The sequence below is a fragment of the Streptomyces sp. NPDC056222 genome (assembly GCF_042264065.1).
GTDB lineage: Bacteria > Actinomycetota > Actinomycetes > Streptomycetales > Streptomycetaceae > Streptomyces.
In genome coordinates, this window is record NZ_JBHJTL010000034.1 from 24,565 (window position 1) to 44,131 (window position 19,567).

At 70.7% G+C, this 19,567-nt stretch carries 21 protein-coding genes; 17 read left to right on the forward strand and 4 right to left on the reverse strand.

Features of this window, described 5'->3' with window-relative positions; translation table 11 throughout:
* The first annotated feature begins 156 nt into the window (after positions 1 to 156).
* The 7 genes from infA to truA all read left to right on the forward strand — a co-directional run bounded on the left by infA (position 157) and on the right by truA (position 4,367).
* Positions 157 to 378, forward strand: coding sequence for a translation initiation factor IF-1 (gene infA / locus ACFC0D_RS18080; protein ID WP_003956442.1), 222 nt, complete (start codon positions 157 to 159; stop codon positions 376 to 378).
* Between the two features lie 62 nt (positions 379 to 440).
* Complete coding sequence (rpmJ, locus tag ACFC0D_RS18085) at positions 441 to 554, forward strand: 50S ribosomal protein L36 (RefSeq protein WP_003956441.1); 114 nt, start codon at positions 441 to 443, stop codon at positions 552 to 554.
* A 186-nt stretch (positions 555 to 740) separates the two neighbouring features.
* Complete coding sequence (rpsM, locus tag ACFC0D_RS18090) at positions 741 to 1,121, forward strand: 30S ribosomal protein S13 (RefSeq protein ID WP_005313488.1); 381 nt, start codon at positions 741 to 743, stop codon at positions 1,119 to 1,121.
* Between the two features lie 66 nt (positions 1,122 to 1,187).
* The gene (gene rpsK / locus ACFC0D_RS18095; protein WP_003956432.1) at positions 1,188 to 1,592 is read left to right on the forward strand and encodes a 30S ribosomal protein S11; all 405 of its coding nucleotides are present in this window, start codon (positions 1,188 to 1,190) and stop codon (positions 1,590 to 1,592) included.
* Between the two features lie 142 nt (positions 1,593 to 1,734).
* The gene (locus ACFC0D_RS18100; protein ID WP_003966937.1) at positions 1,735 to 2,757 is read left to right on the forward strand and encodes a DNA-directed RNA polymerase subunit alpha; all 1,023 of its coding nucleotides are present in this window, start codon (positions 1,735 to 1,737) and stop codon (positions 2,755 to 2,757) included.
* A gap of 189 nt (positions 2,758 to 2,946) precedes the next feature.
* Positions 2,947 to 3,429: a 50S ribosomal protein L17 gene (rplQ, locus tag ACFC0D_RS18105; protein WP_361859328.1), complete on the forward strand. Its 483-nt coding sequence runs from the start codon at positions 2,947 to 2,949 to the stop codon at positions 3,427 to 3,429.
* Positions 3,430 to 3,509: 80 nt separating this feature from the next.
* Complete coding sequence (gene truA, locus ACFC0D_RS18110) at positions 3,510 to 4,367, forward strand: tRNA pseudouridine(38-40) synthase TruA (protein ID WP_376436469.1); 858 nt, start codon at positions 3,510 to 3,512, stop codon at positions 4,365 to 4,367.
* Here truA and ACFC0D_RS18115 read toward each other — a convergent pair.
* Entirely contained in the window at positions 4,338 to 5,258 is a 921-nt protein-coding gene (locus tag ACFC0D_RS18115) for a hypothetical protein (RefSeq protein ID WP_376436471.1), read from the reverse strand. The two genes, truA and ACFC0D_RS18115, sit on opposite strands and share 30 nt — an antisense overlap.
* A 47-nt stretch (positions 5,259 to 5,305) precedes the next feature.
* Between ACFC0D_RS18115 and ACFC0D_RS18120 the strand changes: the two genes are divergently transcribed.
* Positions 5,306 to 6,937, forward strand: coding sequence for an ABC-F family ATP-binding cassette domain-containing protein (locus ACFC0D_RS18120; protein ID WP_376436589.1), 1,632 nt, complete (start codon positions 5,306 to 5,308; stop codon positions 6,935 to 6,937).
* 29 nt (positions 6,938 to 6,966) lie between these two features.
* Here ACFC0D_RS18120 and ACFC0D_RS18125 read toward each other — a convergent pair whose 3' ends face one another.
* On the reverse strand, positions 6,967 to 7,908 hold the full coding sequence (locus ACFC0D_RS18125) for an NADP-dependent oxidoreductase (RefSeq protein ID WP_376436473.1): 942 nt from the start codon (positions 7,906 to 7,908) through the stop codon (positions 6,967 to 6,969).
* Positions 7,909 to 8,015: 107 nt separating this feature from the next.
* Between ACFC0D_RS18125 and ACFC0D_RS18130 the strand changes: the two genes are divergently transcribed.
* The 4 genes from ACFC0D_RS18130 to glmM all read left to right on the forward strand — a co-directional run bounded on the left by ACFC0D_RS18130 (position 8,016) and on the right by glmM (position 11,188).
* Positions 8,016 to 8,432, forward strand: coding sequence for a winged helix-turn-helix transcriptional regulator (locus tag ACFC0D_RS18130; protein WP_376436475.1), 417 nt, complete (start codon positions 8,016 to 8,018; stop codon positions 8,430 to 8,432).
* 227 nt (positions 8,433 to 8,659) lie between these two features.
* Positions 8,660 to 9,103 (forward strand): 50S ribosomal protein L13, encoded by a 444-nt coding sequence (gene rplM / locus ACFC0D_RS18135; RefSeq protein ID WP_015035600.1) that lies wholly within the window; start codon positions 8,660 to 8,662, stop codon positions 9,101 to 9,103.
* Positions 9,104 to 9,147: 44 nt separating this feature from the next.
* Positions 9,148 to 9,666, forward strand: coding sequence for a 30S ribosomal protein S9 (gene rpsI / locus ACFC0D_RS18140; protein ID WP_361859316.1), 519 nt, complete (start codon positions 9,148 to 9,150; stop codon positions 9,664 to 9,666).
* Positions 9,667 to 9,829: 163 nt separating this feature from the next.
* Positions 9,830 to 11,188 carry a phosphoglucosamine mutase gene (gene glmM / locus ACFC0D_RS18145; RefSeq protein WP_376436479.1) on the forward strand — a complete coding sequence of 453 codons (1,359 nt, stop codon included), beginning with the start codon at positions 9,830 to 9,832 and terminating at the stop codon, positions 11,186 to 11,188.
* A gap of 8 nt (positions 11,189 to 11,196) precedes the next feature.
* On the opposite strand, the gene ACFC0D_RS18150 is transcribed toward glmM, so the two are convergent.
* Together ACFC0D_RS18150 and coaA are read right to left on the reverse strand one after the other, a co-directional pair.
* On the reverse strand, positions 11,197 to 12,156 hold the full coding sequence (locus tag ACFC0D_RS18150) for a DUF389 domain-containing protein (RefSeq protein ID WP_376436482.1): 960 nt from the start codon (positions 12,154 to 12,156) through the stop codon (positions 11,197 to 11,199).
* A gap of 18 nt (positions 12,157 to 12,174) precedes the next feature.
* On the reverse strand, positions 12,175 to 13,176 hold the full coding sequence (gene coaA / locus ACFC0D_RS18155) for a type I pantothenate kinase (protein WP_376436485.1): 1,002 nt from the start codon (positions 13,174 to 13,176) through the stop codon (positions 12,175 to 12,177).
* Between the two features lie 171 nt (positions 13,177 to 13,347).
* On the opposite strand from coaA, the gene ACFC0D_RS18160 reads away from it, so the two are divergent.
* From ACFC0D_RS18160 to alr, 5 genes are all read left to right on the forward strand, one after another.
* Positions 13,348 to 14,103, forward strand: a complete 756-nt coding sequence (locus ACFC0D_RS18160; RefSeq protein ID WP_376436487.1) for a hypothetical protein — start codon at positions 13,348 to 13,350, stop codon at positions 14,101 to 14,103.
* A 39-nt stretch (positions 14,104 to 14,142) separates the two neighbouring features.
* Positions 14,143 to 15,990 (forward strand): glutamine--fructose-6-phosphate transaminase (isomerizing), encoded by a 1,848-nt coding sequence (glmS, locus tag ACFC0D_RS18165; protein ID WP_376436491.1) that lies wholly within the window; start codon positions 14,143 to 14,145, stop codon positions 15,988 to 15,990.
* 4 nt (positions 15,991 to 15,994) lie between these two features.
* On the forward strand, positions 15,995 to 16,363 hold the full coding sequence (locus ACFC0D_RS18170) for a holo-ACP synthase (protein ID WP_376436494.1): 369 nt from the start codon (positions 15,995 to 15,997) through the stop codon (positions 16,361 to 16,363).
* Between the two features lie 249 nt (positions 16,364 to 16,612).
* On the forward strand, positions 16,613 to 18,040 hold the full coding sequence (locus tag ACFC0D_RS18175; RefSeq protein WP_376436497.1) for an NAD(P)H-hydrate dehydratase: 1,428 nt from the start codon (positions 16,613 to 16,615) through the stop codon (positions 18,038 to 18,040).
* Positions 18,041 to 18,414: 374 nt separating this feature from the next.
* Complete coding sequence (gene alr, locus ACFC0D_RS18180; protein WP_376436500.1) at positions 18,415 to 19,563, forward strand: alanine racemase; 1,149 nt, start codon at positions 18,415 to 18,417, stop codon at positions 19,561 to 19,563.
* Positions 19,564 to 19,567 lie beyond the last annotated feature (4 nt).

The following is a 19,567-nucleotide window of genomic DNA, read 5'->3' on the forward strand; positions in this document are numbered from 1 at the left end:
GTGGCTCCTTGCGTAACGATCTTCCGTGGTGGGCAAACTTCCCGGATTCGTCTTTTCCAGGTGCCTGACGTAGACTGATGCGTCGGCTCTCGTGTACCCGTGTGTCCGCATTCGGGATCGAGAGTCGATCAAGGTAGCCGATTCGAAAGGCGAAGCGTGGCCAAGAAGCAAGGTGCCATCGAAATCGAGGGCACCGTGATCGAGTCCCTCCCGAACGCCATGTTCAAGGTGGAGCTCCAGAACGGTCACAAGGTCCTCGCGCACATCTCCGGCAAGATGCGGATGCACTACATCCGAATCCTCCCGGACGACCGGGTCGTCGTGGAGCTCTCTCCGTACGACCTGACGCGTGGCCGGATCGTCTACCGCTACAAGTAGATCTTGCCCGCACCCCGCCTCCGCGCGCGGGTGGTGGCACTGACCCGGAGAACCTCACACCCATGAAGGTCAAGCCGAGCGTCAAGAAGATCTGCGACAAGTGCAAGGTGATCCGCCGTCACGGTCGGGTCATGGTCATCTGCGACAACCTGCGCCACAAGCAGCGCCAGGGCTGACGCACGCCGACCGACCTGCATTTCGCAGTTCTTCGCGCGACGCAAGCAATACGTACATACGCAGAGCCCGCCCAGCCCGCAAGGGTCGGCGGCACCTCCGGCGGGGGCCGGGGACCTGATTCGTACCTCATACGGCGAATGAGGAGCGGCTTTGCGGAAGACCCCCGAACACACAGGAGCCATTGAATGGCACGCGTTTCCGGTGTTGACATCCCGCGCGAAAAGCGTGTGGAGATCGCACTCACCTACGTCTTCGGTATCGGGCGCACCCGGTCCAAGGAGATCCTCGCCTCCACCGGCGTGAACCCGAACACCCGCGTTCGTGACCTGGCCGAAGAGGACCTGGTCAAGATCCGCGAGTACGTGGACGCCAACCTCCAGACCGAGGGTGACCTCCGCCGCGAGATCCAGGGCGACATCCGCCGCAAGATCGAGATCCAGTGCTACCAGGGCATCCGCCACCGTCGTGGCCTGCCCGTGCACGGTCAGCGGACGAGCACGAACGCCCGTACCCGCAAGGGCCCGCGTCGCGCCATCGCCGGCAAGAAGAAGCCGGGCAAGAAGTAGTCCTCAGCGGACGCTTGACCACACGGTCTTCGCTGTAGGACCGACCACCTCCCGTAGGAGATATAGATGCCCCCCAAGGGTCGTCAGGGCGCTGCCAAGAAGGTGCGCCGCAAGGAAAAGAAGAACGTCGCTCACGGCCACGCGCACATCAAGAGCACGTTCAACAACACGATCGTCTCGATCACGGACCCCTCGGGCAACGTGATCTCCTGGGCCTCCGCCGGCCACGTCGGCTTCAAGGGCTCGCGCAAGTCCACCCCGTTCGCCGCGCAGATGGCCGCCGAGTCGGCCGCTCGCCGCGCGCAGGAGCACGGCATGCGCAAGGTCGACGTCTTCGTGAAGGGTCCGGGCTCCGGCCGCGAGACCGCGATCCGCTCCCTCCAGGCCACGGGCCTCGAGGTCGGTTCGATCCAGGACGTCACCCCCACGCCGCACAACGGCTGCCGTCCGCCGAAGCGTCGTCGCGTCTGACGCTCTGCGTCCGATGTACGACCGGCAACGGTTGATTTGAGGGTTGGGCGGTACGGCTCTTCGGAGGCGTGCCGCCCGTACCCTTGGTAGTACCTCTGTCGGACGTCAAATAGTGGGCGTCCACAACCGAAGGATTCACACCATGCTGATCGCTCAGCGTCCCTCGCTGACCGAAGAGGTCGTCGACGAGTTCCGCTCGCGGTTCGTCATCGAGCCCCTGGAGCCGGGCTTCGGCTACACGCTCGGCAACAGCCTCCGTCGTACGCTCCTCTCCTCGATCCCGGGTGCGGCTGTCACGTCCATCCGTATCGACGGTGTCCTGCACGAGTTCACCACCGTGCCGGGCGTCAAGGAGGACGTCACCGACCTCATCCTGAACATCAAGCAGCTGGTCGTCTCCTCGGAGCACGACGAGCCGGTCGTGATGTACCTGCGCAAGCAGGGTCCCGGCCTGGTCACCGCTGCCGACATCGCCCCGCCGGCCGGCGTCGAGGTGCACAACCCCGACCTGGTGCTCGCCACGCTCAACGGCAAGGGCAAGCTGGAGATGGAGCTGACCGTCGAGCGCGGTCGCGGCTACGTCTCCGCCGTGCAGAACAAGCAGGTGGGCCAGGAGATCGGCCGTATCCCGGTCGACTCCATCTACTCGCCGGTGCTCAAGGTCACGTACAAGGTCGAGGCGACCCGTGTCGAGCAGCGCACCGACTTCGACAAGCTGATCGTCGACGTCGAGACCAAGCAGGCCATGCGCCCGCGTGACGCCATGGCGTCCGCCGGTAAGACCCTGGTCGAGCTGTTCGGTCTGGCGCGCGAGCTCAACATCGACGCCGAGGGCATCGACATGGGACCGTCCCCGACGGACGCCGCCCTTGCCGCCGACCTGGCGCTGCCGATCGAGGAGCTCGAGCTCACCGTTCGTTCGTACAACTGCCTCAAGCGTGAGGGCATCCACTCCGTGGGTGAGCTCGTGGCGCGCTCCGAGGCCGACCTGCTCGACATCCGCAACTTCGGTGCGAAGTCGATCGACGAGGTCAAGGCGAAGCTGGCCGGCATGGGCCTGGCCCTCAAGGACAGCCCGCCCGGATTCGACCCGACCGCCGCCGCCGACGCCTTCGGCGCCGACGACGACGCGGACGCGGGCTTCGTCGAGACCGAGCAGTACTAAGAAGCTCGGGCCGTTTCGGTCCGTACTCGGGTGCGGGTGCGGGTGCGCTGTGCTTGATCGCGCAGTTCCCCGCGCCCCTTCCGGGAGCGCCCCTGTGGGGCTGCTCCCGGATCTCCGACAGGTAACCGCCTGCTCGGACACTGACACCGGTACCTCACACGGCCGGTGCAGATCACAAGGAGAAACACCATGCCGCGTCCCGCCAAGGGTGCCCGCCTCGGTGGCAGCGCCGCTCACGAGCGTCTGCTGCTTGCCAACCTGGCGAAGTCCCTCTTCGAGCACGGCCGCATCACCACGACCGAGGCCAAGGCCCGCCGCCTGCGTCCGGTCGCCGAGCGCCTGATCACCAAGGCGAAGAAGGGCGACATCCACAACCGTCGCCTGGTGCTGCAGACGATCACGGACAAGGGCGTCGTCCACACGCTCTTCACCGAGATCGCCCCGCGCTACTCCGAGCGCCCGGGTGGCTACACCCGTATCACCAAGATCGGCAACCGTCGTGGCGACAACGCCCCGATGGCCGTGATCGAGCTGGTCGAGGGCGAGATCGCCAAGAAGGCGACCGTCGCCGAGGCCGAGGCCGCCGCCAAGCGCGCCGTCAAGGAGGCTGACGAGGCCAAGGTCGAGGAGACCAAGGTCGAGGACGCCGCCGAGGAGTCGAAGGACGCGTAAGCGTTCCGACGAATCTCGTGTGCGGGCCCGTACCCCCAGGGGTACGGGCCCGCTTCCGTGATGTTGAGAGGATGAATCGCGTGAGCGACGACGTGCAGCCCGGTTTCGTACGGATCCGGCTCGACCTTTCCTACGACGGGAAGGACTTCTCCGGCTGGGCCAAGCAGGCCCACGGACAGCGGACCGTCCAGGGCGACATCGAGGACGCCCTGAAGACCGTGACGCGGTCCAAGGAGACGTACGAGCTGACCGTCGCCGGACGCACCGACGCCGGTGTGCACGCCCGCGGCCAGGTCGCCCACGTCGATCTGCCCGTCGAGCTGTGGGCCGAGCACCAGGACAAGCTGCTCAGGCGGCTCGCGGGACGGCTCTCGCACGATGTGCGGGTCTGGCGCCTGACGGAGGCCCCCAGCGGTTTCAACGCGCGGTTCTCGGCCATCTGGCGCCGTTACGCCTACCGCGTCACCGACAACCCCGGCGGCGTCGACCCGCTGCTGCGCGGCCACGTCCTCTGGCACGACTGGGCCCTCGACATGGACGCCATGAACGCCGCCGCCGAGCGGCTCGTCGGCGAGCACGACTTCGCCGCCTACTGCAAGAAGCGCGAGGGCGCCACCACCATCCGTACGCTCCAGGAGCTGCGCTGGGAGCGGCGGCCCGGCGGCATCTTCGAAGCGACCGTCAAGGCGGACGCCTTCTGCCACAACATGGTCCGCTCGCTCGTCGGCGCCCTGCTCTTCGTCGGGGACGGACACCGCCCGGTCGACTGGCCGGCGAAGGTCCTTGCCGCGGGTGTCCGGGACTCGGCCGTGCACGTCGTACGCCCGCACGGGCTCACCCTCGAAGAGGTCGGCTACCCGGCCGACGAGCTCCTGGCCGCCCGGAACCGGGAGGCCAGGAACAAGCGGTCACTCCCCGGGAGCGCCGGCTGCTGCTGACGCCTGGGAGCGGCCCCGTGCGTAGATCTGGTTGAAGGTGAAGGTGCCCAGGTCGTCACTGGCCTGGAAGATCGCCTTGTCGCCCGTGGTGACCTTCTTGCCGTTGGTGAACCCGGCCTGGGTGAAGTACGCGTACCGGCCGATCGAGTTCGCCCGGCGCAGACAGACCGTCGCGCGGCAGAACTCCTTCACACCCGAGCCGGCCAGCGGGGCGATGCCGCCGCTGGCCTGGTTCTTCGCCTTCAGCGCCTCCGCCTCGGTGGAGAACACGGCCACGCCGACGGTGATCGCGACCCCGTCCTTCACATAGGTGGCGCGAATCACGCGGTCGCAGCCGTTCTTCTTCAGGACCGAGCCGAGAGCACCCTGCGCCACGCTCGCGCAGTTCGTCGTCGACGAGGTCGAGCCCTTGCCGTACGCGCGGCCGCTCATCGTCAGCTTCTTGCCCGGGAAGAGACCCTCGGCGCTCAGCGGGGCCTTGTCCTTCTTCTCGTTCGAGATGAAGTCCTTGGGGTTGGGCGGGGGCGGCGGAGCCACGGAGGAGAACGTCGGGGCGGGCGTCGGGCTGCCGCCGGCCGTGGCCGAGTCGGTGGGGGCCACCGTGCCGTTCTTGCCCGTCGTGGGGGTGTCGTTGCCGCTCACGACCGCTGTGGCGACGATCGCGCCGACCGCGACGGTGGCGAGCGCGCCACCGCCGATCATCAGCCAGCGCTTACGCCGCCGGGCGCCCGCGGAGGCGTCGGCGAGGGCGCCCCAGTCCGGTGTCTGCGGCGCCTGCGCCCCAGGAAACGGGTCCTGTGCCCCCGGAAACGGGTTGGGCTGCTGTCCGAACGGCTGCTGCTGTCCCTGCTGCTGTGGCTCCTGTGGCCACTGCGGTCCCCCAAAGCTCATGCCGCGCATCCTAAACCGGTTGGGAGACAGCGGTGCCGGCGGCGACAATGCCCCTCATGGGACATGTCGAGGCCGCGCATCTGGAGTACTACCTTCCCGACGGGAGGGTCCTGCTCGCGGACGCCTCCTTCCGGGTGGGGGAGGGCGCGGTGGTCGCCCTGGTCGGGGCCAACGGCGCCGGAAAGACCACGCTGCTGCGGATGATCTCCGGGGAGCTCCAGCCGCACGCCGGCTCGGTGACCGTGAGCGGCGGGCTCGGCGTGATGCCGCAGTTCGTCGGCTCGGTGAGGGACGAGCGCACGGTCCGTGACCTGCTGGTCTCGGTCGCCCAGCCCCGCATCCGCGAGGCGGCTAAGGCGGTCGACGCCGCCGAGCACCTGATCATGACGGTCGACGACGAGGCCGCGCAGATGGCGTACGCGCAGGCCCTCAGCGACTGGGCCGAGGTCCAGGGATACGAGGCCGAGACCGTCTGGGACATGTGCACGATGGCGGCGCTGGGTGTGCCGTACGAGAAGGCGCAGTTCCGCGAGGTCCGCACGCTCAGCGGCGGCGAGCAGAAGCGCCTCGTCCTGGAGTCGCTGCTGCGCGGCACCGACGAGGTGCTCCTGCTCGACGAGCCCGACAACTATCTGGACGTCCCCGGCAAGCGGTGGCTGGAGGAGCGGCTGCGGGAGACCCGTAAGACCGTGCTCTTCATCTCCCACGACCGGGAACTGCTCGCCCGGGCCGCGCAGAAGATCATCGCGGTGGAGCCGGGCCCTGCCGGGTCCGACGTCTGGGTGCACGGCGGCGGCTTCGAGACCTTCCACGAGGCGCGGCGGGAGCGCTTCGCCCGCTTCGAGGAGCTGAAGCGGCGCTGGGAGGAGAAGCACGCGCAGCTGAAGAAGCTGGTGCTCAACCTGCGGCAGGCGGCGTCGGTCAGCCACGACATGGCGTCCCGGTACGCGGCGGCGCAGACCCGGCTGAAGAAGTTCGAGGAGGCCGGGCCGCCGCCGGAGCCGCCGCGCGAGCAGGACATCCGGATGCGGCTGCGCGGCGGCCGGACGGGTGTGCGGGCGGTGACCTGCGAGAACCTTGAGCTGACCGGCCTGATGAAGCCCTTCTCGCTGGAGATCTTCTACGGGGAGCGGGTCGCAGTCCTCGGCTCGAACGGGTCGGGCAAGTCACACTTCCTGCGGCTGCTCGCCGGGGATCCGTCCGTGGCGCACACGGGTCTGTGGAAGACGGGCGCGCGGGTGGTTCCCGGCCACTTCGCGCAGACCCACGCCCACCCGGAGCTCGAGGGCCGTTCCCTCGTGGACATCCTCTGGTCGGAACATGCGAAGGACCGCGGCGGGGCGATGTCGGTGCTGCGCCGGTACGAGCTGGAGGGGCAGGGCGACCAGCCCTTCGAGAAGCTCTCCGGCGGTCAGCAGGCCCGGTTCCAGATCCTGCTCCTGGAGCTCTCCGGCACGACGGCGCTGCTGCTCGACGAGCCGACGGACAACCTGGACCTGGAGTCGGCGGAGGCTCTCCAGGACGGCCTGGAGTCGTACGACGGCACGGTTCTCGCCGTCACGCACGACCGGTGGTTCGCGAAGACCTTCGACCGTTACCTGGTCTTCGGCTCGGACGGTGTCGTCCGGGAGACGCCGGAGCCGGTCTGGGACGAGCGCCGGGTCGAGCGGGTGCGCTGACGGCGGATGCCGCCGGGTCCTCAGGGCTACTACGGGAGCAGGACCAGGCGGCCCCGTACGCCGCCCGCCGCCAGACGCTCGTGGGCGTCCCGTGCCGCGGCGAGGGGGAGGGTGGCCGCGACCCGTGGGGTCAGGATGCCGGCCTCGGCGAGGGCGGCCAGTCCTGCCAGGGCCCGGCCGTCGGCGCGGATCCAGACCTGGTGCACCCGGGTGCCCCGCAGCGGGACCGGGGCCCCGCCCGCGACGAGCGCCGCGAAGGCTCCGCCGGAGCGCACGCCGTCGAGGGCGGTCGCCCCCAGGACCGCGGCGTCCACGGCCCCGGCCACGCCCCCGGGTACCAGGGTGCGGACCGTCTCGCCGAGGCGGTCGGCCGTGTCCGGCACGAAGAGTTCCGCCCCCAGGTCGCGGACGAGCGCCTCGTCGCGCTCCCGGGCGGACGCGACGACCCGCAGCCCGCGCGCGACGGCGAGCTGCACGGTGTGGCCGCCCACCGCTCCCGCAGCTCCTGTGACCAGCAGCGCCTCGCCCGGGGAGAGCCCGAGCGCGTCGAGGGCCTGGAGTGAGGTGAGACCGCTCAGCGGCAGCGTGGCGGCCGCGGCGGCGGGGACGCCCGCGGGGGCCGGGGCGAGGGTGTGGGCGTCGAGCACGACCTGGTCGGCCTGGGTGCCGAGCGGCACGTCCAGGCGGTCGTGCAGGCCGATGACCCGGTCGCCGGGGCGCGGCTGGGTGACCCCGGGGCCCGTCTCCTCGACCACGCCCGCCACGTCCCAGCCGAGGCCGGTCCGTGCCCGTGCGGGCATCAGCCCTGCGTCCGCGAGCGCGCCGGAGCGTGTGGCCAGGTCCACGGGGTTGACCGTCGCCGCCTCGACGCGGACCCGTACCTGTCCGGGGCCCGGGGACGTGGGGGCGGGTACGTCGGCGATCCGCAGGACCTCCGGTCCGCCGAAGGAGTCGATGACGAGGGCGCGCATCGCGGCCGCCTTTCCTTGGGAAGGAGTGTTGCCGCGAACCTAGGGAGAGCTACTCTCCGTGGGGAAGTACGTACGCGGGAGTGCGTACCGCACGGGGAGGGGCGTCCATGGCCACGCGTACCGCCGCGCAGCAGCGTGAGGAGGCGCGTCGCGCCTATGACGCCTACCTCGCCGAGTGCCCCGCCCGGCAGCTCCTCGACCGGATCGCCGACAAGTGGGTCACCCTGCTCCTGAGCGCCCTCGCGGACGGCCCGCGGCGCTACAGCGACCTGGGCCGCACGATCGCCGGCGTCAGTCAGAAGATGCTCACGCAGACGCTGCGGGCGCTGGAGCGGGACGGCCTCGTGGCCCGGTCGGTGACGCCGTCCGTGCCCGTACGGGTGGACTACGAGCTGACCGCGCTCGGGGTGAGCCTGCTGCCGGTGGTCCGGGCCGTGAAGGACTGGGCGGACGGGCACATCGAGGAGGTCCTCGCCTCGCGGGAGATCTACGACGGGGCGCCCCGGGTCGAGCGGGTGCGCTGACCTGGTGTCTCGCGGCGTTTTGACCCGTCGGGGGCGGCGCGGGTAGTGTTGCGGTTTGTTATGCGTATTGGCTTCGTCGTTCACACGCGAAGGGCCCTTACGCAGGTTCCCTGGAGCAGTTACCAGTGGCTCGCATACGGGCAGTGATCCCGGCAGTGCAGGCCCCAGCTGCATGATCGCTTCAGGTGTGTCTGGACTCCATCCACTGAAGAAGCGAAGGCTACGAAGTGCGTACGTACAGCCCCAAGCCCGGCGATGTCACTCGCCAGTGGCACATCATCGACGCGCAGGACGTTGTCCTGGGCCGTCTGGCGACGACGGCTGCGAACCTCCTCCGAGGCAAGCACAAGCCCGTCTACGCCCCCCACATGGACATGGGCGACTTCGTCATCATCATCAACGCTGACAAGGTCCACCTGTCCGGCAACAAGAAGACCCAGAAGCTGGCGTACCGCCACTCCGGCTTCCCGGGTGGTCTGCGCTCCGTCCGTTACGACGAGCTGCTGGACAAGAACCCCGAGAAGGCCGTCGAGAAGGCCATCAAGGGCATGATCCCCAAGAACACCCTGGGCCGTCAGATGCTCTCGAAGCTGAAGGTCTACGCGGGCGAGAACCACCCGCACGCTGCCCAGCAGCCGGTCCCGTTCGAGATCACCCAGGTCGCGCAGTAGTTCCGGCCACACCCCCTAAGAACGAAAGAAATCTGAGGAGAATCGTGGCCGAGACCACTGTTGAGAACCCCATCGAGGGCGAGGAGACCTACGCCGAGGTCACCACCTTCGAGTCCGAGGTCCCCGTCGAGGGTGAGTACACCTCGGAGTCCCTGGCGTCGCGCTTCGGTGACCCGCAGCCGGCCGCCGGCCTGGGTCGTCGCAAGAACGCCATCGCCCGCGTCCGGATCGTCCCGGGCACCGGCAAGTGGAAGATCAACGGGCGTACGCTCGAGGACTACTTCCCGAACAAGGTGCACCAGCAGGAAGTCAACGAGCCCTTCAAGGTGCTCGAGCTCGACAACCGCTACGACGTCATCGCCCGCATCTCGGGTGGCGGCGTCTCCGGCCAGGCCGGCGCCCTGCGCCTCGGTGTGGCCCGTGCGCTGAACGAGGCGGATGTCGAGAACAACCGCCCGGCGCTGAAGAAGGCCGGCTTCCTCTCCCGCGACGACCGTGCGGTCGAGCGCAAGAAGGCCGGTCTCAAGAAGGCCCGTAAGGCCCCGCAGTACAGCAAGCGTTAATCGCCTGCTCGGTCTGCTTTGCACGTACGCCCCGGCGGCACTGCCCGTGCTGCCGGGGCGTACGTCTTTTCCTCCCCCTGGGCCTTTCTGGGCAGCTCTGACGTGAAAACGGGCATCAAGCGTTCAGGGGATCGCAAATTCGGAGCAGTTTCGGAGGACAGCTGTGGGACGACTCTTCGGCACGGACGGTGTGCGCGGTGTTGCCAACGCGGATCTGACGGCGGAGCTCGCGCTCGGTCTGTCGGTCGCGGCGGCGCATGTGCTCGCCGAGGCGGGGACCTTTGAGGGCCATCGGCCGACCGCGGTGGTCGGGCGGGACCCGCGTGCGTCGGGAGAGTTCCTGGAGGCCGCCGTCGTGGCGGGCCTCGCGAGCGCGGGCGTGGACGTCCTGCGTGTCGGCGTGCTGCCCACCCCCGCTGTGGCCCATCTCACCGGAGCGCTCGGCGCCGATCTCGGCGTGATGCTCTCCGCCAGCCACAACGCGATGCCCGACAACGGCATCAAGTTCTTCGCCCGCGGTGGTCACAAGCTCGCCGACGAGCTGGAGGACCGGATCGAGTCCGTCTACGAGGAGCACCGCACCGGTGCCCCGTGGGAGCGGCCGACCGGCGCCGGCGTCGGCCGGGTCCGTGACTACGACGAGGGCTTCGACACGTACGTCTCCCACCTGCTCGCCGTCCTGCCGAACCGGCTCGACGGGCTGAAGGTCGTCCTCGACGAGGCGCACGGCGCCGCCTCGCACGTCTCGCCCGAGGCGTTCACCCGTGCGGGTGCCCAGGTCGTCACGATCGGTGCGGAGCCGGACGGCCTCAACATCAACGACGGCTGCGGCTCCACCCACCTCGGTCTGCTCAAGGCCGCCGTGGTCGAGCACGGCGCCGACTTCGGCATCGCCCACGACGGCGACGCGGACCGCTGCCTCGCCGTCGACGCGGCCGGCAACGAGATCGACGGCGACCAGATCCTCGCCGTGCTCGCCCTCGCCATGCGCGAGGCCGGGACGCTGCGCGGAGACACCGTTGTCGCGACCGTGATGTCCAACCTCGGCTTCAAGCTGGCCATGGAGCGCGAGGGCCTCCAGCTGGTGCAGACGGCGGTCGGCGACCGCTACGTCCTGGAGTCCATGAAGGAGCACGGCTACGCGCTGGGCGGCGAGCAGTCCGGGCACGTGATCGTGCTCGACCACGCCACCACCGGCGACGGCACTTTGACCGGCCTGATGCTGGCGGCGCGGATCGCCTCCACCGGCAGGTCGCTCGCGGAGCTGGCCTCCGTCATGGAGCGGCTGCCGCAGGTCCTCGTCAACGTGCCCGACGTGGACAAGTCCCGGGTGAAGACCTCCGGCGAGCTGGCCGCGGCGGTCACCGACGCGGAGCGCGAACTGGGCTCCACCGGCCGTGTGTTGCTCCGCCCCTCGGGCACCGAGCCGCTGGTACGCGTGATGGTCGAGGCCGCCGACATCGAGCAGGCGCGGGCCGTGGCCGGGCGTCTGGCGGACGTGGTGAAGTCCGCGCTGGGCTAGTCGCCGTCCTACTTGCTGCGTGGCGCACCCGGCGGTCGGGTCATCCGACCCCGCTGGGTGCGCCACAGCAGTTTCCAGCCGATGAGCGTGAGCACACCGGCGACGATGATGCCGGTCAGGTTCAGCAACAACTGCTCGGTGGAACCCCACATCTGGTCCAGCTCGCCGTAGCTGAGGGCCACGGCCGCGTTCGCCGCCGCGGGGACGGTCGTCACCGAGATCGCCACGCCGACCAGCACGCCCGCCTTGGACGAGGTCAGCGAGACGACCCCGGCCACGCCCGCCAGCAGCGCCACGATGAACGAGAACGGGTCGGGCTGGAAGATGAAGCCCGTGTTCGGGCGCGAGGCGTCGAGCATGCCCTCGTCGAACTGGCCGAGGGCGTCCATCACCAGGCTGAACACGGTCGTCGCCACGATCGCCGAGGCGAAACCGACCACCAGGGCGACCGTCGAGCGCCAGACGGCCCTGCCTGAGCGCCGCACCAATCCCGTACTGATACCGGCGAGCGGGCCGAACTCGGGGCCCACCGCCATGGCCCCCACGATCAGGATCGCGTTGTCCAGGACCACACCGCAGGCCGCGATCATCGTCGCCACGATCATCAGGGCCGCATAGGTGATCGTGAGGGTGGACTCCTCCTGGGCGGTGTCCGTGAGCTGCTCCCAGATCACCGCGTCCGCCGCCTCGCCCGGCGCTTCCTTCTCCGCCAGCTCGGCCCGCTCCGAGAGCGACAGATCGATGTGCGCGACCGCGACCGAACCGACCTTGTCGATCTCCAACTCCCGCAGTCCGTGCAGGAGTTCGTCGCCGGCCTCGCGGGCGACGTCGCACATCACGATGTCACCGGCGGGATCGCGGGCGGCACCCTCGAGGACGGCGAGATGGGTGGTGCCCACGGTCGTGTCGATCAGATGGAGAACCGCTTCCGTCCGCGCGGACGGAGTGATGATCCGCAGATGCAGCATGGCCGCACCTTATGGGCTTCAGAGCTTACGGAGACTCAGGCGCTGCACCTTGTGATCCGGTCCCTTGCGCACGACGAGAGTCGCCCGGCCGCGCGTCGGAGCCACGTTCTCCAGCAGGTTCACCTTGTTGATGGTCCGCCACATCGTGCGGGCGTAGTCCAGTGCCTCCTCCTCGGAGACCTGGGTGTAGCGCTGGAAGTACGAGTACGGATTCTGGAACGCCGTGTCGCGCAGCTTGCGGAAGCGGTTGAGGTACCAGCGCTCGATGTCCTCGGGCCGCGCGTCGACGTACACCGAGAAGTCGAAGTAGTCGGCGAGGCCGACGCGCGTACGGCCGTCCTTGCCGGGCAGCGCCGGCTGGAGGACGTTGAGCCCCTCGACGATCAGGATGTCGGGACGCCGGACGACGAGCTGCTCGCCGGGCACGATGTCGTAGATCAGGTGGGAGTAGACCGGGGCGGTGACCTCGTCCTTGCCGGCCTTGATGTCGGCGACGAACCGGGTCAGCGCCCGGCGGTCGTACGACTCCGGGAAGCCCTTGCGGGACATCAGCCCGCGCGCCTTCAGCTCCTCCATCGGATAGAGGAAGCCGTCGGTCGTGACGAGCTCCACGCGCGGGTGCTCCGGCCAGCGCGCGAGCAGCGCCTGGAGGAGACGGGCCACGGTGGACTTGCCCACGGCGACGGAACCGGCGACCCCTATGACAAAGGGCGTCCCGCGCTGCTCGGCCCGCTCCCCGAGGAACGTGTTGAGCGCCCCGCGCAGTCCGCTGGTGGCCTGGACGTACAGGTTGAGCAGGCGGGAGAGCGGCAGATAGATGTCCCGCACCTCGTCGAGGTCGATGACGTCCCCGAGGCCGCGCAGCCGCTCGACCTCGTCGGCGGAGAGCGGCAGCGGCGTCTTGTCACGCAGCGCGCTCCACTCGCCCCGGGTGAGGTCGACGTACGGCGTGGCCTCGGCCCGGCGCTGGCCGTTGCCGTTCCCCTTGGGGTGGGGGCTTCGTGGCGGCGAAGTGATCACCCCGCCATTGTCGTGGGTCGGGGGCGGTTGTGGGTGGTGGGCTCGGTCACGCGGAAAACCTGTTGTCCGACCCTTGCTCTACCGTGATCATGCAGGTTGCCGCGTGGGGTGGACTTACGCGGGGGGAGCCGCCCACGAGGGCGGCACAAGGGAACAGAAGGTCACATCCGAATGCGTACGTCCGTGAGAACCGCCGCCGCCGTTGCTTCCGCCGCCTCTCTCGCGCTGCTGCTCACCGCCTGTGGTGGGGACGGGAAGGGCGAGGAGAAGGGCAAGGACGCCGCCAAGCCGTCCGCCACCTCCGCCGCGCCCGCGGCCAAGGCGCTGTCCGTCGCCGAGCTGGAGAAGCTCGTCGTCGAGCAGGCCGACCTCAAGGGGCACAAGGTGCAGAAGGCGGAGGCCGGGGACGTCGTCAAGTCGAGTGACGTCGCCACCGACAAGGCCGCCTGCAAGCCGATCGCCGACGCCATGTCCTTCATCGCGCCCGGCAGCCCCGCCGCGACCGTGCAGCGCAAGGCCGTCGCCATTCCGGAGAAGAACGCGACGCAGGATCCCACGGAGGCCGCTATCGGGGCGCTCGGTGCCCCGGTCACCGCCGTGACCCTCGGCTCGTACGACGGCGCCGGTGCGCAGGACGCCCTCGCCCTGGTGAAGACGGCCGGCACCGAGTGCGCGGGCGGCTTCACGGTCAAGGGCGGCGGGGAGGAGACCAAGGTCTCCAAGGTCGCCCCGGACACCGTGACCGCAGGCGAGGAGGCCGTCGCCTTCACCGTCACCTCCGACATGGAGGGCGAGCCGTTCGTCAGCAAGCTCGTCGTCTTCCGCAAGGGCAACAACCTCGCCGCCCTCACCACCATCAGCCTCGCCGGTGAGGTCAAGGAGCAGCCGAAGGTCATCATCGACGCGCAGGCGACCAAGCTGGGCTGAGTCCGGCCGTGCGGCGGCCTTCGGTCGTAGGCTGCCGCCATGTGCGGAATCGTGGGATACGTCGGCGGGCAGTCGGCGCTTGATGTGGTGATCGCGGGCCTCAAGCGGCTCGAGTACCGGGGCTACGACTCGGCCGGCGTCGCGGTGCTCTCCGACGGGGGACTGGCCGCGGCGAAGAAGGCGGGCAAGCTCGTCAATCTGGAGAAGGAGCTGGTGGACCGGCCGCTGCCGAGCGGCTCCACCGGTATCGGACACACCCGCTGGGCCACCCATGGCGGGCCGACCGACGTCAACGCGCACCCGCATCTCGACAACGCGGGGCGCGTGGCCGTCGTCCACAACGGGATCATCGAGAACTTCGCCGCCCTGAGGACCGAGCTGGAGGAGCGCGGCCACGACCTCGCGTCCGAGACGGACACCGAGGTCGTGGCCCATCTGCTCGCCGAGGAGTTCTCCTCCAGCGGTGACCTCGCCGAGGCGATGCGGCTGGTATGCCGTCGGCTCGACGGCGCGTTCACGCTGGTCGCCGTGCACGCCGACCAGCCGGACGTCGTGGTCGGGGCCCGGCGGAACTCGCCGCTGGTGGTGGGCGTGGGCGAGGGCGAGTACTTCCTCGCCTCCGACGTGTCCGCCTTCATCGCGCACACCCGGTCCGCGATCGAGCTGGGGCAGGACCAGGTCGTCGAGCTCTCCCGGGAGGGCGTCGAGGTCACCGACTTCGGCGGCGCCCCGGCCGACGTACGGGCGTACCACGTGGACTGGGACGCCTCGGCCGCCGAGAAGGGCGGCTACGACTACTTCATGCTCAAGGAGATCGCCGAGCAGCCCAAGGCGGTCGCCGACACCCTCCTCGGGCGGATCGACGCCGAGGGGCGTCTCAAGCTCGACGAGGTGCGCATCCCGGACGCGGTGCTGCGCGAGGCCGACAAGATCGTCATCATCGCCTGCGGCACGGCCTTCCACGCCGGGATGATCGCGAAGTACGCCATCGAGCACTGGACCAGGATCCCCTGCGAGGTGGAGCTGGCGAGCGAGTTCCGCTACCGCGATCCGATCCTCGGCCAGCGGACGTTGGTCATCGCGATCTCCCAGTCCGGCGAGACGATGGACACCCTGATGGCGCTGCGGCACGCGCGCGAGCAGGGCGCCAAGGTGCTCGCCGTCTGCAACACGAACGGGTCGACGATTCCTCGGGAGTCCGACGCCGTTCTCTACACGCACGCGGGGCCCGAAGTCGCCGTCGCGTCGACGAAGGCGTTCCTGACGCAGCTCGTCGCCTGCTACCTGCTGGCGCTGTACCTGGGCCAGGTGCGCGGGACGAAGTGGGGCGACGAGATCCACGCCGTGGTGCGGGAGCTCGCCCGGATCGCCGACGAGGTCGAGCGGGTCCTGGAGACGATGGAGCCGGTGCGCGCGCTGGCCCGTTCGCTCGCCGACAAGAACACGGTGCTCTTCCTCGGCCGGCACGTCGGCTACCCGGTGGCCCTGGAGGGGGCGCTGAAGCTCAAGGAACTGGCGTACATGCACGCCGAGGGCTTCGCGGCGGGCGAGCTGAAGCACGGGCCGATCGCGCTCATCGAGGAGGACCTGCCGGTGGTCGTCGTCGTGCCCTCGCCGCGCGGCCGGTCCGTCCTGCACGACAAGATCGTCTCCAACATCCAGGAGATCCGGGCGCGCGGGGCGCGGACGATCGTGATCGCGGAGGAGGGCGACGAGACGGTCGTCCCGTACGCCGACCATCTCATCCGCATCCCGGCAACGCCTACGCTGCTCCAGCCGCTGGTCTCCACCGTGCCGCTGCAGGTCTTCGCCTGCGAACTGGCGACGGCGCGCGGCAATGAGGTGGACCAGCCGCGCAACCTGGCGAAATCTGTGACCGTGGAGTGAACGCATGATCATCGGGGTGGGGATCGACGTGGCGGAGATCGACCGCTTTGCCGCGTCGATCGAACGGACGCCTGGGCTGCTCCAGCGCCTCTTCGTGGAGCGCGAGCAGCTGCTTCCGAGCGGTGAGCGGCGCGGGGTCGCCTCCCTCGCCGTGCGGTTCGCCGCGAAGGAGGCGCTGGCCAAGGCGCTCGGCGCGCCGGCCGGTCTCCACTGGACCGATGCCGAGGTGTACGTCGAGGGCAGCGGGCAGCCGCGGCTGCGGGTGAGCGGCACGGTGGCGGCGCGGGCGGCCGAGCTGGGCGTGAAGCGCTGGCACGTGTCGCTCAGCCACGACGCGGGGGTGGCCTCGGCGGTGGTGATCGCGGAGGGGTAGGACCGGTTGCGTGGGTGAGCCCCGTGGCCCGGCCGATCGCGGCCGGACCACGGGGCTCCGCGCATCCCGGGGGAGGTCGGGTTCGCGCGTTCTTCGGGGCGCGCCCGGACCCGCCTGCCGTCGGCCCGGCGGCGGGCGCCGTGGCGGGGGCGGTGCGGTGAGGGAGCGTCAACCCTCGGCTCCGAGCGGTGGCTTGAGGTGTGCGCGGCTTGAGGTGCGCCGCTCGATGCGTGCGGCAGACTGCGGGGCATGCGTACCGCTTACCGCGTGGAGACCGTACGGGCCGCCGAGGCCGAGCTGATGGCGACGCTGCCCGAGGACGCGCTCATGCAACGGGCCGCGGCGGGCCTCGCCGCCGCCTGTTTCTCGCTGCTGGGCCGCGGTCATGTGTACGGGGCGAGGGTCGTCCTGCTCGTCGGCAGCGGGGACAACGGGGGCGACGCGCTCTACGCGGGCGCGCGGCTCGCGCGCCGCGGGGCGGGTGTGACGGCCGTCCTGCTGGGCTCACGGGCCCACGAGCGTGGTCTCGCGGCCCTGCTGGCGGCCGGCGGGCGGGTGACGGAGGACCCGTACGAGGCGCTGGCCGCGGCCGATCTCGTACTCGACGGGATCACCGGCATCGGTGGGCGCGGCGGACTGCGGCCGGACGCCGTGCCGATCGCGCGGGCGGCCCGCGGCTCGGACGCGGCCGTGGTCGCCGTCGACCTGCCGAGCGGAGTGGACGCGGACTCGGGGGCGGTCGCGGGGGAGGCGCTCCGGGCGGACGCGACGGTGACGTTCGGGGCGTACAAGCCGGGCCTGCTCATCGACCCCGCGCGGGAGTACGCGGGGGCGCTGCGGCTCGTCGACATCGGCCTCGGGGAGTTCCTGCCGTCCGTACCGGAGCTCCAGGCGCTCCAACACGAGGATGTGGCAGGGATGCTGCCCGTCCCCGGCGCGGAGAGCGACAAGTACCGGCGGGGTGTGGTGGGCGTGGTCGCCGGCTCCGCGCGGTACCCGGGCGCGGCGGTGCTGGCGGTGGCCGGCGCGCTGCGGGGCGGTGCGGGGGCGGTGCGGTACGTGGGGCCGGCGGCCGACGCGGTGATCGCGCGCTTCCCGGAGACCCTGGTGCACTCGGGGCCGCCGGCGAAGGCGGGGCGCGTGCAGGCCTGGGTCGTCGGGCCGGGGCTCGGTGACGGGCCGGGCGTGGCGGACGCCCTGGCCTCGGACGTACCCGTCCTGGTGGACGCGGACGGGCTGCGGGAGCTGGACGCGTCCGCGGTGCGTGGGCGTACGGCCCCGACGCTGCTCACCCCGCACGCGGGGGAGGCGGCGGCCCTGCTCGGCGTCGCGCGGGAGGCGGTGGAGTCGGAACGGCTGTCGGCGGTACGGGAGCTGGCGGCGCGGTTCGGGGCGACCGTGCTCCTGAAGGGGTCGACCACGCTGGTGGCGGAGGGTTCGGGGCCCGTCCGGGTGAACCCGACGGGGACGTCGTGGCTGGCGACGGCGGGCAGCGGGGACGTCCTGTCGGGCCTGGCGGGCTCCCTGCTCGCGGCGGGCCTGCGCGCCCTGGACGCGGGCTCGGTGGCCGCCTACCTCCACGGCCTGGCGGCCCGCCGCGCATCGGGCGGCGCGCCGATCGCGGCGGGGGACGTGGCGGCGGCCCTCCCGGAGGCGTGGCGGGACGTGACGGCGTAACCGGCTTGCCGGAGGCGTGGCGGGATGGCCTAGGGGTGACCCTGGCGGGCACGCGCAGGGGCGACCCTGCGGGACGCGTGGCGGTATGTGATGGCGCAAGGCCGGCCCAGCGGGCGCGTGGCGGTATGTGATGGCGCAGGGCCGGCCCGGCGGGGGCGCGGTAGGACGTGATGGAGTAACCGGCTCTGCCGGGGCGTGGCGGGACGTGAGCCGTAAGGCCTCCCTGCGGGACCTGATGGCGTAGCGGCCGTGTTCCCGAGCGCGTGGCCCGGGACTCCCCGGGGCCCTCTCTCTCCCGACACGCGGCGTGGCGCCAGGCCTCCCCGGCGGTGGCCTGGGACGTCCCGGAGCCGACACCTGAGAGACTGGGCGCGATGACTGAGACACCGCCGCCCCGCAGAGCCCGCGCCGAGATCGACCTCGGTGCGCTGCGTGCGAACGTCCGCACGCTGCGCGCCCGCGTCGCGCCCCACGTCCAGGTGATGGCCGTGGTCAAGGCGGACGCGTACGGACACGGCGCGATCCGCTGCGCCCGCGCCGCCCTCGAAGCGGGCGCCGACTGGCTCGGCACCGCGACCCCGCACGAGGCGCTCGCCCTGCGCGCCGCCGGCATCACGGACGCGCGGATCCTGTGCTGGCTCTGGACCCCCGGCGACCCCTGGGCCGAGGGCATCGAGGCCGGCCTCGACATGACCGTGAGCGGAAAGTGGGCCCTGGACGAGGTCCTGGCAGCGGCCCGCGAGACGGGCAGGCAGGCGCGCATCCAGCTCAAGGCCGACACCGGCCTCGGCCGCAACGGCTGCCAGCCCGCCGACTGGCCCCAGCTCGTCGGCGAGGCCCTGAAGGCCGAGAAGGACGGGCTGGTGACGATCACCGGCCTGTGGTCGCACCTCGCCTGCGCCGACGAGCCCGGCCACCCCTCCATCGCCTCGCAGCTCGACGTCTTCCGCTCGATGCTCGACTACGCGGAGAAGGCCGGCGTCGAGCCCGAGGTGCGGCACCTCGCCAACTCCCCGGCGACCCTCACGCTCCCGGAGACCCACTTCGACCTCGTACGGCCCGGCATCGCCATGTACGGCGTCTCGCCCAGCCCCGAGATCGGCACCTCCGCCGACTTCGGCCTGCGCCCCGTGATGACGCTCAAGGCGAGTATCGCGCTCGTCAAGCAGGTCCCCGAAGGCCATGGCGTCAGCTACGGCCACCACTACGTCACCGGCCGCGAGACCACCCTCGGTCTCGTACCCGTCGGGTACGCCGACGGCATTCCGCGCCACGCCTCCGGCCGCGGGCCGGTCCTCGTCGGCGACAAGGTCCGTACCGTCGCCGGCCGGGTCGCCATGGACCAGTTCGTCGTCGATCTCGGCGGCGACGAGCCCGCCCCCGGCACCGAGGCCGTGCTCTTCGGGCCGGGCGACCGGGGCGAGCCCACCGCCCAGGACTGGGCCGAGGCCGCCGACACCATCGCGTACGAGATCGTCACCCGCATCGGAGCGCGCGTCCCGCGCGTCTATGTGAACGGGTAAGCAC

Excerpts from the sequence above, each read along its gene's own strand:
- ACFC0D_RS18130 (WP_376436475.1), top strand. The coding sequence starts at position 8,016 with ATGGCCACGCGTACCGCCGCGCAGCAGCGTGAGGAGGCGCGTCGCGCC.
- alr (WP_376436500.1), top strand. The coding sequence starts at position 18,415 with ATGACTGAGACACCGCCGCCCCGCAGAGCCCGCGCCGAGATCGACCTC.
- ACFC0D_RS18115 (WP_376436471.1), bottom strand. The coding sequence starts at position 5,258 with ATGAGCTTTGGGGGACCGCAGTGGCCACAGGAGCCACAGCAGCAGGGA.
- ACFC0D_RS18160 (WP_376436487.1), top strand. The coding sequence starts at position 13,348 with ATGCGTACGTCCGTGAGAACCGCCGCCGCCGTTGCTTCCGCCGCCTCT.
- ACFC0D_RS18170 (WP_376436494.1), top strand. The coding sequence starts at position 15,995 with ATGATCATCGGGGTGGGGATCGACGTGGCGGAGATCGACCGCTTTGCC.
- ACFC0D_RS18120 (WP_376436589.1), top strand. The coding sequence starts at position 5,306 with ATGCCCCTCATGGGACATGTCGAGGCCGCGCATCTGGAGTACTACCTT.
- rplQ (WP_361859328.1), top strand. The coding sequence starts at position 2,947 with ATGCCGCGTCCCGCCAAGGGTGCCCGCCTCGGTGGCAGCGCCGCTCAC.
- ACFC0D_RS18150 (WP_376436482.1), bottom strand. The coding sequence starts at position 12,156 with ATGCTGCATCTGCGGATCATCACTCCGTCCGCGCGGACGGAAGCGGTT.
- rpsK (WP_003956432.1), top strand. The coding sequence starts at position 1,188 with ATGCCCCCCAAGGGTCGTCAGGGCGCTGCCAAGAAGGTGCGCCGCAAG.
- ACFC0D_RS18100 (WP_003966937.1), top strand. The coding sequence starts at position 1,735 with ATGCTGATCGCTCAGCGTCCCTCGCTGACCGAAGAGGTCGTCGACGAG.
- rpsM (WP_005313488.1), top strand. The coding sequence starts at position 741 with ATGGCACGCGTTTCCGGTGTTGACATCCCGCGCGAAAAGCGTGTGGAG.
- ACFC0D_RS18175 (WP_376436497.1), top strand. The coding sequence starts at position 16,613 with ATGCGTACCGCTTACCGCGTGGAGACCGTACGGGCCGCCGAGGCCGAG.
- ACFC0D_RS18125 (WP_376436473.1), bottom strand. The coding sequence starts at position 7,908 with ATGCGCGCCCTCGTCATCGACTCCTTCGGCGGACCGGAGGTCCTGCGG.
- glmS (WP_376436491.1), top strand. The coding sequence starts at position 14,143 with ATGTGCGGAATCGTGGGATACGTCGGCGGGCAGTCGGCGCTTGATGTG.
- rpmJ (WP_003956441.1), top strand. The coding sequence starts at position 441 with ATGAAGGTCAAGCCGAGCGTCAAGAAGATCTGCGACAAGTGCAAGGTG.